At 60.5% G+C, this 15,080-nt stretch carries 17 protein-coding genes; 11 read left to right on the top strand and 6 right to left on the bottom strand.

What is annotated here, in order from left to right; all coding sequences use genetic code 11:
* The first annotated feature begins 8 nt into the window (after positions 1-8).
* From TY51_RS21545 to TY51_RS00970, 3 genes are all read left to right on the top strand, one after another.
* Positions 9-365 (top strand): hypothetical protein, encoded by a 357-nt coding sequence (locus TY51_RS21545; protein WP_156117817.1) that lies wholly within the window; start codon positions 9-11, stop codon positions 363-365.
* Positions 366-476: 111 nt separating this feature from the next.
* Entirely contained in the window at positions 477-776 is a 300-nt protein-coding gene (locus TY51_RS00975; RefSeq protein ID WP_197054590.1) for a hypothetical protein, read from the top strand.
* 60 nt (positions 777-836) lie between these two features.
* Entirely contained in the window at positions 837-1,139 is a 303-nt protein-coding gene (locus tag TY51_RS00970) for a hypothetical protein (protein WP_042244686.1), read from the top strand.
* A 332-nt stretch (positions 1,140-1,471) separates the two neighbouring features.
* Here the strand turns inward: TY51_RS00970 and TY51_RS00965 are convergent, their stop codons facing one another.
* The 3 genes from TY51_RS00965 to TY51_RS00955 form a co-directional block, all read right to left on the bottom strand.
* Positions 1,472-1,921: a hypothetical protein gene (locus TY51_RS00965; RefSeq protein ID WP_042244684.1), complete on the bottom strand. Its 450-nt coding sequence runs from the start codon at positions 1,919-1,921 to the stop codon at positions 1,472-1,474.
* A 55-nt stretch (positions 1,922-1,976) separates the two neighbouring features.
* Positions 1,977-2,372, bottom strand: a complete 396-nt coding sequence (locus TY51_RS00960) for an Imm8 family immunity protein (protein ID WP_042244682.1) — start codon at positions 2,370-2,372, stop codon at positions 1,977-1,979.
* A gap of 170 nt (positions 2,373-2,542) precedes the next feature.
* Positions 2,543-3,862, bottom strand: a complete 1,320-nt coding sequence (locus tag TY51_RS00955) for a sodium:proton antiporter (protein WP_042244680.1) — start codon at positions 3,860-3,862, stop codon at positions 2,543-2,545.
* 372 nt (positions 3,863-4,234) lie between these two features.
* Between TY51_RS00955 and TY51_RS00950 the strand changes: the two genes are divergently transcribed.
* The 6 genes from TY51_RS00950 (at position 4,235) to TY51_RS00930 (ending at position 9,802) form a co-directional block, all read left to right on the top strand.
* A complete protein-coding gene (locus TY51_RS00950) occupies positions 4,235-5,020 on the top strand; it encodes an SDR family oxidoreductase (RefSeq protein ID WP_042244678.1) in 786 nt (261 codons plus the stop codon).
* Between the two features lie 285 nt (positions 5,021-5,305).
* Positions 5,306-5,824 carry a hypothetical protein gene (locus TY51_RS00945; RefSeq protein WP_156117815.1) on the top strand — a complete coding sequence of 173 codons (519 nt, stop codon included), beginning with the start codon at positions 5,306-5,308 and terminating at the stop codon, positions 5,822-5,824.
* A gap of 398 nt (positions 5,825-6,222) precedes the next feature.
* On the top strand, positions 6,223-6,687 hold the full coding sequence (locus TY51_RS00940) for a VanZ family protein (protein WP_052649638.1): 465 nt from the start codon (positions 6,223-6,225) through the stop codon (positions 6,685-6,687).
* 240 nt (positions 6,688-6,927) lie between these two features.
* Positions 6,928-7,320, top strand: coding sequence for a DUF4112 domain-containing protein (locus tag TY51_RS20670; protein ID WP_081994635.1), 393 nt, complete (start codon positions 6,928-6,930; stop codon positions 7,318-7,320).
* A gap of 158 nt (positions 7,321-7,478) precedes the next feature.
* Positions 7,479-8,054: a thermonuclease family protein gene (locus TY51_RS00935; RefSeq protein ID WP_081994634.1), complete on the top strand. Its 576-nt coding sequence runs from the start codon at positions 7,479-7,481 to the stop codon at positions 8,052-8,054.
* Positions 8,055-8,842: 788 nt separating this feature from the next.
* Positions 8,843-9,802, top strand: coding sequence for a YihY/virulence factor BrkB family protein (locus tag TY51_RS00930; protein WP_042244674.1), 960 nt, complete (start codon positions 8,843-8,845; stop codon positions 9,800-9,802).
* Positions 9,803-9,994: 192 nt separating this feature from the next.
* Here the strand turns inward: TY51_RS00930 and TY51_RS00925 are convergent, their stop codons facing one another.
* Both TY51_RS00925 and TY51_RS00920 read right to left on the bottom strand, forming a co-directional pair.
* Entirely contained in the window at positions 9,995-11,515 is a 1,521-nt protein-coding gene (locus TY51_RS00925) for a DNA polymerase Y family protein (protein WP_042244671.1), read from the bottom strand.
* Positions 11,433-12,191 (bottom strand): ImuA family protein, encoded by a 759-nt coding sequence (locus TY51_RS00920; RefSeq protein WP_042244669.1) that lies wholly within the window; start codon positions 12,189-12,191, stop codon positions 11,433-11,435. Before TY51_RS00920 ends, TY51_RS00925 begins: the two co-directional genes overlap by 83 nt.
* Before the next feature lie 160 nt (positions 12,192-12,351).
* On the opposite strand from TY51_RS00920, the gene TY51_RS00915 reads away from it, so the two are divergent.
* Together TY51_RS00915 and TY51_RS00910 are read left to right on the top strand one after the other, a co-directional pair.
* On the top strand, positions 12,352-13,008 hold the full coding sequence (locus tag TY51_RS00915; protein WP_042244742.1) for an SOS response-associated peptidase: 657 nt from the start codon (positions 12,352-12,354) through the stop codon (positions 13,006-13,008).
* Positions 13,009-13,142: 134 nt separating this feature from the next.
* Positions 13,143-13,619, top strand: coding sequence for a nucleoside deaminase (locus TY51_RS00910; protein ID WP_042244666.1), 477 nt, complete (start codon positions 13,143-13,145; stop codon positions 13,617-13,619).
* A 221-nt stretch (positions 13,620-13,840) separates the two neighbouring features.
* Here TY51_RS00910 and TY51_RS00905 read toward each other — a convergent pair whose 3' ends face one another.
* Positions 13,841-14,860, bottom strand: a complete 1,020-nt coding sequence (locus TY51_RS00905) for a purine nucleoside permease (protein WP_052649633.1) — start codon at positions 14,858-14,860, stop codon at positions 13,841-13,843.
* Between the last annotated feature and the right edge of the window lie 220 nt (positions 14,861-15,080).

The raw sequence follows: 15,080 nt of genomic DNA, 5'->3' as shown, positions 1-15,080 counted from the left end.
GAATTCCGATGCCGATCCCAGATAAAGCCGTCATGCAGCCACATACGGCCGTGCCATCTTGGCGCGTCACCGCCCGGTCCCTGGAATCCTGGTGGCGGCACGGCATCTTCGGCATCGGGATCGCGGCCCTGCACGTGGTCCAACGTTCGCATGATCGGCGTAAGCGACAGGCCGTGGATGATGATGGATATCAACACGGCCAGACCGACGATCGCCCAAAGACGTGCCGCGTGTTGCAGATCATCGACGTGGTTCAGGCCATAGGGCGATCATTAGATAGACCAGATGCGCCGTATACCAAAGAACGCGATCGCCAGTCATTCGTGCCATACGGACGTGATGCCCGTCATTCGGCGCTGTTCTGAACAGGCATTGACCGCTGTCTCCGAGTAACAACTATGAGGAACGGGACCACTGCGGTTCGCAGGCTGGACCACGGTCAGAGAAGGGAAGGTTGGCGGATGTCTCGAAATGATATGACCCTGTCTGTTAAATGCAGTCGGATGGTGCCTTTCATGTGCGTGGTGGCGAGCGTCGGTTTGGGTGTGGTCATGGTTCCATCCGCAGTGTCGGCCCAATCGCCGAGACCGGAAGCCTCACTGACAACGGAACAGACCCTCGCCTTGCTCCCCGACCCCGAACGTTATCGGCTGGTCATCCTTGATGAGGGTCTGACACCCCAAGCCGTGCAGGACATTGGCACCATGACCATTGAGGCGATTGGCGAAGACCACTTCTTCGGAGCGATAGCCGCACATGTGCCTGCGAATTCATAGCAACTGGCGATCCGCATCCGCGCAAAGCTTCATTCGCTGGAGGCCGCCGAGCAGGCCGCGATGAGCGATTGCGAGGAAGAGCGCACGGACGACGCCTCCACTTGTCGCCTGATCGGTCAGATCGTACCGGAGGAGTGGGACGCCGACACGCCGAACCTCTCTCACGATGTCATGTATGCGCTCGCGCAAGGTGCTGACGAGATGGATGGCCCGATCTTTGTCGCCCGATCGCGTGACACGGCAGCGTGGGCCATGTGGAGCGGCGACGCCACCCGTCAGTCGGCATTGGATGAGTGTAATGATACCGTCCGCGACACGGGCGTAGACCCCGATTGCGATATCGTCGTTGATGATGCGCCCTAAAGCTCAACAGCAGCAAGTGTGGAGGAGAACGCCTTGACGAAGCAGGTCCGATCACTGCCTGCAGGGACCGCCTCTGATTGCCTTTGGCAGCCTCGGTATCATTGTGGCGTTGATGATTGCGGGCGCCGTCCTGGGTCTAAGCGGCGCCCTGATCGCGCTCGAAGCCGCTACGGGAGACGCGCGGGGTGGTGAAATGCTGTTCATCGGTTTTGCCATTATTGCCGGTATCGGTGCTGGCTTTGTAACCGGAGCGATCCTTTTGTACTTCTGGCTGAGATCCCGACGGCAGCGCCGTCGTGGACCTGCGGCATGAACCTGTTGTATATTTAGAGTCAGTCTTCGCGGTCGACATTCAGCAGGGACAGGATATCGGCTACCGTCGACTGCAGATCTTGTATTCTGATACTGGCTGTCGCCGGCTCCCCCATGCCCAGAAGCGAGAACAACGGCCCGGGCAGTTCTGCGGGCATGTCGTTCATCGCGGCGGAGAGTGATTTCAAGGCGCCACGAATGATCAACAGACCGTTTGCGCTCGTCGAGATTGTGTCCAGTTCGTGGGGAACACACCCCGTGAATGCGACGCCTGAGGCAAGCAGCCACTGATCCCGGATCGCCTTGGACTCCACTCCCACTTCACCGGGCGGCGGCTCGGGCACATGCAGCACCAACAATCGCAGCACCAGTTGCAGGATGGAATCGTTGACCCAAATTCCCGTCCTGACGCTCTGCGAAGCTGACAGATGCTTGTCGCCAGAGGGTATGCTGATGAAGCTCGTTCCCATTCATCTGATCCGCTTTCGTTTGGTTATCCGTCATACGTTCTCATCAGATGACGGCTCATGACAATGATTGGTAATCCTCGAACTCCCATGCCAGGTTCCGGGAGAGCCTCACGGCCAAAGCCTGCCAGGTATCGGCCGTTTGGCTTGCCACCCACGACTTGACAGCAGCCAGGATGGCGTCTTCGTCGAATGAATTGTCGAACATGTAGTGCCTGCCGAATGTCGGGCCATGGTCGACATCCTCGTGAGTTGGATCTTCCCGTGCCGATCTCAGAACGTTGTCGGCAAACCACGACGGCGAACACACCGTCGCATAGAAGATATCGCCGTCCTCGCCTCCTTCAGGACCGATGGTCGCGACAAGAAGCGCAGAAAAGCACTTGGGATCCACGGGCTGGTAGGGCTGTCCGCGCGCGTCCTGAATCGAGATGCGAACTACCTGTGCTTTCATTCCTCACCTTGTGCGTTGCGTAATTGATCGTTCATGACTGATGCTGACGTCAACTTTGCATGCTTTCAACGTTCCTGGTTTGGGAAAAACAGAAGTGGAATTGCAGACGAAGGTGAGCAGCATTGCCGCGGGGATGATTTGCGCACCGATGGTATGTCCGCCTCGGACCATCAGCGCGGATCGCCGCCCGGTCCTTGGAAGCCTGGTGGCGGCACGGCATCATCGGCATCGGGATCACGGCCCTGCAGCCGGTCCAACGTTCGCATGATCGGCGTGACCGACAGGCCATGCATGATGATGGATATCAACACGACCAGACCGACGATCGCCCAAAGACGCGCCGCGTGTTGCAAATCATCAATTTGGTTCAGACCATAGGCTAGGTAATAGAACGACCCGATGCCCCGGATGCCGAAGAATGCGATGGTCATTCTCTCGTGCCATGGCGCCGCAATGCCCGTCATCCCCATCAGGGCCGTGACCGGCCGGATGACCAGCAGGATCACCAGGGCGGCCGCGATATCCATGGGTACCAGCGGGGACAGCAGCCCGTTGACGATCGCACCCCCGAACAGAAGCAGTAGCAGCATCATCGAGATCCTCTCGATCTGCTCGATCAGGTCGTGCATGGATTTGTGGAAGTCGTGGTCGCGATGGGATTGTCGGAACGCCAGCGCCGTGACGAACACCGACAGAAAGCCGTAGGCGTGGATCACCTCGGTCAACCCGTAGGACACGAACGTCGCCGACAGCGCGATCAGCCCGTCACCGGTCTTGGCCAGCTTGCTTTCCGCCGGGATGTGGAACGTGATCCAGCCGAACAACCGCCCGACCAGATAGCCGCCCAGAATGCCGACGCCGATCTCCCAAACCACATTGTAGGTCAGCCAGTCCAGAACCCAAGGTTCGTGCGTGACGGACGCAGCCGCCAGGGCGATCGCCAGATGGACGAAGGGAAAGGCAGCTCCGTCGTTCACGCCCGCTTCGGATGTCAGCGCAAAACGGACCTCGTCCTCTTCCCCCGTCTTCGGGGGGCCGACTTGCACGTCCGATGCCAGGACCGGATCCGTCGGTGCCAGAACCGCACCGAGCAGCAGCGCCATTGCCCATGGCAGGGCCAGCCATGTCCCCGCCAGGACAGCGATCAGCGCGATCCCCAGGGGCAGCGTCAGAAAGATCAGCCGCCAGGTAATCATCCATGAGCGCAGACCAAGCACGCGGTCGATCTTGAGGCCCGCGCCCATCAGCGCGATGATCACCACGAATTCGGCAAAGCGTTCGGCGATCTCGGGGTGCTCAAGGGGGGAGGGGTCGAACCGAAATCCGGGGATGGCACCCAGCCCCATGCCAAGGCCGATACAGACGATCGGCAGGGACAGAGGAAGACGTCGCAATGCCAAAGGCAACCAAGCGACAAGCGCGATCAGCAGCCCCAACCCCATCAGCAGGAGGATATAGGGATCAGGCGGCTGGGTCAGGGTTTCAAACATGTGTCGCCTTTCGAAACCGCGCCGAAAGCAGGGTTCGATAGAGGGAAGAGAAAGGGAGAGGTGTGTATCGCGTTCGGACGACGTGTGGTGTTACCACGATGCAATGTGTCCCGGCATCCAACCGTGATGCTGGTGAATGGTTCCAGCGGTCTGAACATAGCTCATCAGGTCGAGGGGTGACTCAACGAGTGCCTCTGTCATTCCGTCGGGACGTGAACTCCCGAACTTGCGAACCAAGCCATGAACCTGCCGATGAGGAGTACATGACGATGAACAAGCGTCTCCGGTAGCCCGGAAATACATCAGTGGAAGGCCGCGTGCTTGCAGGCGACGCGTCGCTTCAACCAATCATCTGCACTCGAAGGATCTCCCATGCCCAGACTTTCCGGAAAGACAGCCCTCGTGACGGGCGCGGCGCGCGGCATCGGCGCGGCAATAGCAAAAGCCTTCGCGGATGAGGGGGCGCATGTCATTGTCACTGATGTCGATACCGATGGTGGCCAAGCCACAGCGCACGCGGTCGGCGGGACCTTCGCCCATCTCGATGTGACCTCCGAAGCGAACTGGAGCGCGGTAGCCAACCAGTTCCCGACGATGGATATCGTCGTCAACAACGCCGGGATCACCGGGTTTGAGGGATCCGTTCCGCCGGCTCATGACCCGGAGAATGCACAGCTTGCAGATTGGCGCGCCGTTCATGCCGTCAACCTGGACGGAACCTTTCTTGGCTGCCGCTACGCCATCCGCGCCATGAGGCCTAAAGGCACGGGATCGATCATCAACATCTCCTCGCGCTCTGGGCTTGTCGGTATCCCGATGGCGGCAGCCTATGCGTCCTCCAAGGCGGCCGTTCGCAATCACACCAAGAGCGTGGCGCTGTACTGCGCGGGGCAGGGCCTGAACATCCGGTGCAACTCGATCCATCCTGCGGCGGTCATGACGCCGATGTGGGAACCGATGCTGGGCAATGGCCCCGACCGCAGCGAGCGGGAAGCGGCAATGGTGGCCGACACGCCCCTGCGCCGCTTTGGAAGGCCCGAGGAGGTGGCTGCACTGGCGGTCATGCTGGCATCGGACGAGGCGGCCTACATGACCGGGGCTGAACTGACGATCGATGGGGGCATTCTAGCAGGTTCGGCCGCCGCACCCGGAAGTTAGGCTATTAGGGGCGTCGGGCGCTGGCGCGGCTCTCATCGTTCTCCGTTTTCATCATCCGATCAGTCGATGACCGACACTGCAGGTTCACGGGCCCAACTGAGTGCAGGCAATGGCGACCAGATCCACGGGCAGTCCCAAGTGGCCGGCAAAGTATCGGTGATGTCCCTACTTTTCGGATGTAAGGCTGAGCCGGAAGCGGAGGGTGAACCGGACCGGGGTGCGGGAAGGTATTGCGCTTTCATGGTCTCATGAAGATCATCGTCCAAGAGAGCTGAGGCCCGGCACATGACCCGATCGCACATGCAAAACCAGCCACCACGGCTCGCCACATTGCCTCTGGAGGCCTTCGCTCCATCGGATGCCTGGATCATCGACGACACCGATATGAGCAGTGCCGACCGCCTGCAACTGTATGTCGCAGCCGAAGAAATCGGTGACGCCCACACAGAGTTCATCAGGAACCCGGCCTCGGCGATTACGCTGCCCTTCAGCCAACGCTCAGATGTGCTCTTTTTCCGTGTGAATGCGATCGTCCTGGCGGTCTGCACAGAGAACGGCGCACTCGCAGGCGGTGTCAGCAACCACGTTCCCATCGTGTTTCCCGCGCACCGGGGACTTGGCATCGGTCGCGACTTTCACCTCGTGGCAGATGAGAATGGCATGATCCTGTTCCAGCCTGAATACTTCTCCAGGGCAGGATACGCCGCCCGTTTGGCAGCCCATAGGGTGGCCGTGTTGCAGGCGATGAGAGAGGGTCGCGTTGTCCATCCGGAAAACCGCATGCGCTATCGCAATGCCCGGTAATTGGTCGCTCTCCGAGATGATGCACCTGTATGAGTGTGCATATGATCGCGTTACAGAAATAACGTTAGACATAGCGTCTAGTTAACCTTAAGCAGAAATTAATAATAAGAACTACCTCAGTAGTTGAGCGCACTTCGGCAGAAAAGATCGGAGGCACGGGCAGTAAGACAAAGGCGCATGGCCAACGATATGCGCGGGCTCCCGGATCACATCCGGGAGCCGCTTCTTTTCCTCAATTCGTTTTGCAGCAGCATCAGGTAATCCAGCACCTATCGCATATAGCGTTTGTTCAGCTTTGACTAAATCAGCCAAGGCAGTCCTGTCTTCGTCCGTTTGATTGTGTAAGGCCAAAATGCAGGTGCATCCGGCACAGCAGATATCTTGAACGAAGAGAGCCCATGCCCACTCAATCGAAGCTAGCCATCGGGCTTTCATCCCTGATCGCGATTGCAATTGCAGTCCTGACGCTCACACCGGCATCCGCACCGCCGTTGGGGCCGATTGCGCAATCTGACAAAGTTTACCATGTGGTCGCGTTCGCGGTGCTCGCGCTCCCGATCGCGTTTCTCCGACCGGGCTGGCTTATCCTGACTGTACCTGTCTACATGACATTTGGTGGTTTGATCGAAATCGTACAACCTTTCGTCGGGCGGGACCGTAGCCTCGCTGACTGGGTTGCGGACCTGATCGGGCTTGGCATCGGCGTTGCCGTTGGCCGGACTGTTGCGCGCATTGCGCCCTTGGCTCGTTCTGTCTCCACGCCCGCTGAACCGTCGGAGAAGCAGCACGAGGGCAGCCGCCACGTGAGCTGGTTTAGCTCCCACTTCCTTGCTGATTCAGTTTGCTTCGTTGCAAAAGTCTGACTGTCGCAGGATCTACAGGTCGATCTGGTATCCTATTCGGGCTGTAAGGCAGCATGCTGAAACGAAGGAACCAAATGTATAGCTCCAAAAAAGGCTGGTGTTAGATGATTGTGCTCTTTCGACCGCAACATTGGTACTCCGCAAAAGGGTAGGGCGAAGCACCTACGCTGGCCTTCAAGCAACTCGGTACGCCGACCCGCAGCCAGGGAACCAAGACCTTGCCATCGTGCTTGCAGCATCATGGAAGATGATCTGCATACGGCTCGCTTTGAACGTCTTGAACGGCTTTCCGGCCAACTGGATTCGGTGTTTCGGATTCCTGGCAGTCGCTTCCGGGTCGGATACGATGCCATCGCAGGCTTGCTGCCAGGCCTTGGCGACGCCGCTGCAATGCTGCCAGCTGCATGGATTGTTATCGAAAGCTATCGAATGGGACTTCCCGCGCATAAGATCGTTCGGCAGGGGGTCAATGTCGTCGTGGACACAACATTCGGCAGCATCCCTGTTTTTGGAAGCGTCTTCGATGCCTGGTTCAAGTCCAACCTTCGAAACGTCGACATTCTGCGTACGCATCTCAATCGCCACAGCTCTGACGTGGTAAAAGCTGGTCGCGATAACGATATGTCATCGTAGGATTTTCCTTCAGGACGCTCGTGATTAGAAACGGCTTGCTTGGTGTATGGCGATCGGAACCTACACGCTCCCACTTGTGATAAAGAAACGTCTCCGCAAGCGGTCTGAAACGCAGCTTTGGTATTGCCGATGCTGCTACTCTGAACCACACCGCCGGCATGACAACGCGCCGCAGAACAAAACGTCATGCCAAGCCAAGGGTCTGGCTAGCCGTCATTGCCCTTGTTGCTGCGGTGTTCCTGATTGGCGACGACCATCCCCAACTGCGCCAGGTGCTGGAAGCGTTGCTGCAGGACTTCGTCAGCGACAAGCCTCCGGCCAATCGACAGGCAGGGAACGTCGAGGTCATCGATGGCTATACCATAGACGTTGCGGGCTCCCGTGTGCGGCTCTACGGCATTGATGCACCAGAAGCAGCACAGACCTGTCAGCGCGACGGTCGAACCTGGGCCTGTGGGACGATTGCCGAAAACTCACTCGTGTCCACGATTGCCGGTCGGCAGGTCAGATGCGAGGAGCAGGATATCGACCGCTATGGGAGAAGCGTCGCGACCTGCTGGGCCGGGGAAGAAAACCTGAACGCGTGGATGGTGGAGAACGGCTGGGCCGTGGCTTACCGGCAATACGGCGGCGCGATCTATGATCCGGAGGAGGCAGTGGCGCGGGCGGCGCGGCGGGGGATCTGGAGCAGCGAGTTCGTCATGCCGTGGGACTGGCGCGAAAGCCGACGATAGGACCCAAAAGGTGCCAGAGGTCCTCAGCCCGAGTCGAACAGTCATGCATAGCCGCGTTGGGTGAAAGAGAACGGACGCACACTCATTGCAACGCTGCCAACGATGTATCTCGCTTGCGATCCTTTTTGACCACACCATCTCCATCATCGCTTCGTCAGATCTGCCTGCGTGCCGAAAAGAAGAGAGGCCCTGCTGGTCACGGTGGGGACGGTTCCAGTCACGGCGCGACGCCTAGTTTCGTGTGCGTGTGAGAAGCGCGAACCGCGAACTTCAGGTGCGAACCCCGTTATTTTCTCTGCAACTGAAGCTCTTACGCGCCTAAGCCCGCCGCATATGACACTGCACCGGAAGGACCCAAGATGGGCAGCATTCTGATCCTTCAGGGAGAAGGCTTTGCAATCATCACTAGACACGCCTGCTTATCCTCCCAACGTGCGCGTTCTTCTGCCGCGCACCAGATCGGGAAGCGCTGGCTACAGACCGTTCCGTTCCTCTTCTAGAACCGCAGTTATATATGTGCATTCCCTAGTGGTCGGTCACCGGAGGAGATGTTGATCTCAAGGGCGATCTGGTTGGCGGGCTCGGCGATCACTCCTGCACAATGCGAGTAGGGGCCGTTCCACTTTGGCGAGCGGTGCGGAACAAGCAGCATCAGCACTCGCCCATGATCCTGCCAATCAAAAGCAGTAAAATGTGCTGCGCACGTCCGGTTCGTCTTCAAGCAGTGGCGGATTAAGAGATATCACGGTAAGTCTTAAGGCACGCAGGTTGCAGACGGGAGCCGATGCATGAACGCAAAGTCGGGTCATGAGGCTGGGCGCGACAAAGTCCTGACACACGGCGTTCTGACCGAGCATCCGGAGGATCTGTTACACGGCACCGGCTGGCGCGCCGTCAGAGCAGTCCTACGCGAGGCGGTCCTCAGGCTCTGGAGCGACGACGCATTCGGATTGGCAGGTAACGTGGCATTCCGTGCGCTTCTTGCGATTTTTCCGTTCCTTATCTTTACCAGTTCACTCACTGCCTACATCGGCGATCGGTCGATGGCCGACCGTCTGATCGAGTTTCTGATTGCAATCATCCCGCATTCGCTGGCCGGGCCGATTGTATCCGAGGTGGAGCAAGTCATGACCGTGCCGCGAGGAGGCGTGCTCAGCCTCGGTATCCTGCTGACGATCTGGTTTGCCGTTGGTGGGGTGGACGGCGTGCGTGTGGGGCTGAACCGGGCCTACGGGATTCGCGAGACCCGTTCGGTACTCCTGCTCTTCGCAGTGCAGGTGGTGGTCGTCATCCTGACCAGTCTGGTTCTCGTTCTGGTAGGCTACCTTTTGGTCATTGCGCCACGGGTTGGCTCTATCCTGCACACACTCATGCCTGGGTTCGAGCCGGCATCGGTGACTTTCACGCTGATCCGATATCCGGCGGCGGGACTTATCCTGATGGCAGCGCTTTTCGGGGCGCATGTGCTCCTCCCAGCGCGCCGCACCCGCTTCTCGAACATATGGCCCGGTGTCCTGCTGACCCTCGCCATCTGGTCAGCCCTCGCAGCGGGTTTTTCGTTCTACCTGCGCAGCTTCGCCAGCTATGCAAGCTACTACGCCGGCTTGGCCGGTATCGTTGCTGCCCTCTACTTCATGTATCTCGCCGCCCTGGTCCTGATCTTTGGTGGAGAGTTCAACCGCGCGCTCCGTATCCGGCGGCTCGCTCGCGTCCTTCGCGATGCTGATACGAAACACGACGAGGCATGATCGGTCTTACATGGCGTGATGTCTGATAGCGAAGTGGCGCACTTCCTGGCCGCCTCATGCGCCCAATCGATATCGGCCAAGCTGTTTCTGTTGGCCAAGGCCATCGCTTGGCAGCCCAAGAACGCTGCAGCAGCGAACAGTTCCTCGGCTGAAGATGCCCGGCGTAGGAACGACATACGCAAGGTGCTCTGCTCATCCGAACACTCCATGGATGAACCAGCAGTGAGAACCTGTGGTCGCGTCCTCTCCGTCCCCGGCGCGGAAGATCCAGAAACGGTGGCCAGCTTCGTCCTCGATGCAGAAATAGTCGCGCACGGCTTTGGCCTCGGCATCGCGTTTCCACCACTCGCCGAAGATCCGCTCCGGCCCGTCGGCGCGGACTACCCGGTAGCGAATACCGCGCCACGAGATCCAGTTTGGGGGATGGTCGGGCATCAGTGCCATCGTATCGATAGGCTCGGGCCGAGGCAGCAGGCGCGAGGGACGTGGCCAATGCCCGGGCCAGCCGATGCCCTGATCCGGCGACAGCGCGCCGATCCGTGTAACCGATCGTTCCGGTACGTCGCTCGCCACGGGCGCCAGACGATAGACAGCACGGTGGCCGACGCGGTTGGACAGCATGTCGACCAAATCGGTGATGTCGGGCGGGGCCTGTTCCAGAAGGGTGGTGGCCTGCCGTGGGACCAGTGGCTCGGCCAAGGCGGCCGTCAGCGTCATGATCTCGATCCCAAAGCCCGGATCGATGCTCGGGATCTTGTTGCAGAGGAGCCGGGTCAGGCGTTTGGGGTCGCGTTGCGCCACGGCCAATCCAACTCGGACCGTCTCGATCCGGTTGTCGACGCGCCAGCACAGCAGGTCGAGCCGCCGGGCCCCTTCACCCCGGGCCTCCAGTGCCGTGCAGAGGTCGGTCACCAGCCTGGTGATAGAGCGGGCGATGGTCTCGGCAGCCCCGATGGGTTCGGCAAAGCTGCGGCGCACCTCGATTAGCCCCTCAGGGCGCAGGGGATCGATAGGCTCGCCAACAGCGCCCAGCGCCTGATCCAGCCTGCGGCAAAGGTCTGGCCCGAAGCGTAGTGTCAGCGGCGCCCGGGGCGTATCGATCAGATCCCCGATTGTGGCGAAACCCAGATCCAGCAGCCCCGCCACGGTGGCTGGTGGCAACCGCAAAGCCGCCAGAGGCAGCGGGGCCAGCACTGATGCCGTGGAGCCGGGCAGGGCGATACACGCCTTGGTCTTGCGGTGGTGACGGGCGAGAGCATGGGCCGCGCCCCAGGTATCAGCGATGGCAAGATGCGCGGTGATCCCCGACAGGGTCAGGCGACCAAGCAGCATCTCCAACAGCGCCTCCTCGCCGCCATGCAGATGATCTGCGCCGGTGACGTCGATAACCACGCCATCCGGAGGATCGACTGCGACGATGGGCGCGATGCGTTGCAAGAGCCATAGGCCCAGCCGCTCAAGGGACTGATGATCAGCCGCCGGATCAGCTGCTTCGATGCGCAGGTCTGGAACCATTGCCTGCGCCTTGCTGACCGGCATGCCGATGCGGAGCCCCTGACCAATGGCCAGCTCGCATGCCGCCGTGATCACGCGGCGGTTGCCAACACGTCCTGCAAGAATGAGCGGCGCCTCAGCCGAGGCCGTATTGTCTGCCTGCCTGCGTCGCCGGTCGATTGGCCACAGGGGCAGGCAGACCGAGATGACCCGTGCCATCGCAGCCCTCCAGCTCGAGATCAAAGGATTCGCCGGCCCGCGCGCGGATCAGCTCGATCAGCCAGCGTGCCCGGCCGATGCCCGGTACGGGCAAGGGCGCTGAGGGCAGCACCGAGACCCGCCAGCGCGTCATCGCGGCTGTGGGCTGGCCGAAATCGCTGGCATCCGCTTCCCGCCGCCAGCGGCGGAGCGCGATGCCAATGGTTCCCGAGGCCTTGGCTGCAAGATGCAATCGACGCGAGGCTGTCATCGACAGACTTGCAACGTCGGCGACCACAGCGCCGAGGCCACCATGCCGCAGCCCCTCCTCCATGGAGGCAAGCACGGCGTTCTCATCCCCCGCCTCGACATAGATCACCCGATCGGGGAACAGGCCCACCTGCTCCAGCCCCGGTGCAAAGAGATCCGCCTGCGTCACACACCACAGCACGGGCCTAGGCTGCCGGGCCGCAATGCCCGCCGCGAAACAGGCTGCCGCCGCCCCGTCCAGCGCTCCCCTGCCGCCGCCCGCCACCTCATGCAGGCATCCCATCTCCAGTCCACCCTGCGGCAGGCGGCCGTCCAGCGCGTCGACGCCGAAGGGCAGCACCTTGCGCGCATGCGTTTCCGCACCCTCCAGATGGGCAATGCGGGCCCGCAGGGCGGCAATGTTGGGACGGGGAACGGCGTCGGTCATAGTAAGTTAGGCTGCTTTTCACGTCATAGTTGCGGAATCATAGTTCCTGTTTTGTTCCTATTGCGACAATGTGTCAACCGCCGGGGAGAGCATCGTGATCGGGGACGTGCGAGCGCATTGAATTCCGCTATGCTGATCGATGGAAAAGGGGACCAGGATCGTGTGCAATCTCTATAATCTGACGACAAACCAGCAGGCGATCCGGGACTTCGTGAGGATCACCTATGATGCCGCCGGCAATCTTGAACCTGATCTCGATGTCTATCCCGATCGCGCGGCACCGGTGGTCCGGCAGACGGCGGCGGGGCGGGAGTTGTCGCGGATGACCTGGGGGATGCCCACCCCGCCGCAATTTTTGAAGACACCGGACGCGCCCGATACCGGCGTGACCAACATTCGCAACACGACAAGCCCGCATTGGCGCCGCTGGCTTGGCCCCGAGAACAGATGCGTGATCCCGGCCACCGCCTTCTCCGAATACGGTCAGATCCCTGATCCTGTGACCAGGCGCAAACCTCTGTGCTGGTTCGCATTGGATGAAACGCAGCCACTGTTCGTTTTCGCCGGGATCTGGACGACATGGCATGGAACGCGCGGGTCGAACCGCAGCCCGAGGCCGGGTGAGCACCGGCTGTTCGGGTTCCTGACGACCGAGCCGAATGCGGTGGTGAAGCCGGTCCATCCGAAAGCGATGCCGGTGATCCTGACGACGCCGCAGGAAATCGAGGTCTGGCTCACGGCGGACTGGAAAGACGCCAAGGCGTTGCAGAGGCCGTTGGCGGATGGCAATCTGGTCCAATGCCGTAAGGGCGTGTAATCTTATCGGGTGACGTCTGTGGATCCACAGAGCGAGGGACGCAGTAACGTCAATTGGCCATCGCCTGGCTTGCATTGCTGTACCAGCAGCAAGGTCTCCGTGAAATTCAGTTCAGCGCACGAGAAGGAAGACCCATGATCCACGATACGGACCGAAAGCACCTGCAGCGATCTGTCGACCTTGCGTCTGAAGCGCTGGACAGCGGTAATGAGCCATTCGGCTCGGTGCTTGTGTCCTCTAAGGGTCATGTTCTGTTCGAAGACCATAACCGCATCGGAGGGGGCGACCACACGCAGCACCCGGAGTTCGCCATCGCCCGATGGGCTGCGAACAACATGGATGCCAAGGATCGTGCCACGGCCACGGTGTATACCTCGGGCGAACACTGCCCCATGTGCGCGGCCGCCCATGGCTGGGTTGGACTTGGGCGGATCGTTTATGCAAGCTCGGCAGCCCAGATGACGGAATGGCTTGCCGAACTGGGAGTTCCTACGTTCCGGGTCCGGCCGCTGCCAATCAGCGAGGTGATCAGTGGTACGATTGTGGAAGGCCCTTTCGAGGAGTTTGCGATGCAGGTCCGCGCTCTCCATATCCGGTCACATTCCGGCTAAAGCTGAAGGGGAGCGCCGATCACGCCGCCGCTGGTTTCGTAGGGGCAAACTGACCCGTGACGGTCGCGCAACCAAACCCTCCTCAACCATTGGCGGCCAAGAAATGACCTGCCAGACTGCGTGTGGCCTTTATCGCCAGATCAGTTTGGATGAGTTCCTCCTTATGCGGGGCATAGCGGAAGCGCAGCGGACGCAACTTTGTGCGTCCGCCACCGCCATGATCAATCTGCGGTAACGCCTTCTGCAAAGCGGTCCCAATCTTCGATAATCAGCGATGCGAACGCGTTTCCGACGCGAAAAGCATTCTCGGTGGCGGGTCCAAAGCCCCCTGAGGTTGCCGACAACGATGCGGCGGTGTCCTGCCCGTCATGCGCGCGGTCAAAGTTCGAGGCTGTCCGCAGGATCGCCACGCGGTCCATGTCCAGCCGGCCCGCTTCAGCTGCACGCGTGAGTGCGGTCAGGGTGGCGTTGTCCTCCATCTGGCTCATGCAGTAATCGGCAGCCCCGTCGGTCAGCAGGGCGGTGTGGTCGGCGACCTCTTGCGCAATGGTATCGCCATGCCAGTAGGTGTCGGCCGAGACCGAGGCGCAAACCATCACCTGCGGCGCCCCCTTTGCGGCATTCTGAGTGTAATTCGCCCGATAGGCCGCCGCATCGTCACTGTCCGCCAGTTCGACGTCGCGCGTTGCATCCATTGCAGCAGAAACCAGAGCCGGATTCAGCGTGAAAACCTCGCTCCCCGCTGTCCAGCCCGGCTTCTCGCCAGGCACCTTGGCGCCCAGCTCGACGATCTGGCTAGTCCAGTCGGAAGGTGCATCGCGGCTGTCGATGCGATGGACCAACCCCGCATCCACAACGTGATCCGCCCACGCCGCTGAGCCAAGCGTGCCGTTCTCCGGGTCCACGCCGGCAATGCCCGCGATCAACACATAGGTCTGCGACAAATCGAGCAGATCCGAGAACCCGACCGCCATGGCTGAGCTGGCTGCGTTGGCATAGCCCATCGTTGTGGTCATGACGCACAGATCCGCGTTGCAGGACAGCGCATCATGATCCTTGGGCAGGCCGGGAACGGTGATCGTGTTGGGCAGATCCAGGGTCTTCAACCACGGGGCTGCTTCCGCCTCGAACATGGCCATGACCAAGACTTTCGGGGCGAATGCCTCTGCAGCGGCCAGTGTGGGGACCGCAGACAGCGCCGCCACGATGGCAGCGCTGCAGGTAAGGGTGGTCGGCGTCATGGCGCATCTCCTGGTCCAGATATCTCGATGGGCCTAGCCCTGTCCGGTCGGACAAGCCAGAACCAGCGCATACCGCAACCCGTCGACGTCACACTGATGGCCATTTTCTTTGCAGTTTGTGCAAATCTCGGGCGGCTTTGACGGCTACAAAGCCTAACTCCCCGAAACATCGTCACTCGTTCCTCACCAGTTAAGTGTCGACAGAGCTAGTTCTTCGCGT

It is taken from the genome of Paracoccus sp. PAMC 22219 (assembly GCF_000787695.1).
In the GTDB taxonomy this organism is placed as follows: Bacteria; Pseudomonadota; Alphaproteobacteria; order Rhodobacterales; family Rhodobacteraceae; genus Paracoccus.
Note: the sequence above shows the minus strand (reverse complement) of the source record. Positions and strands in the feature narration are given on the sequence as shown.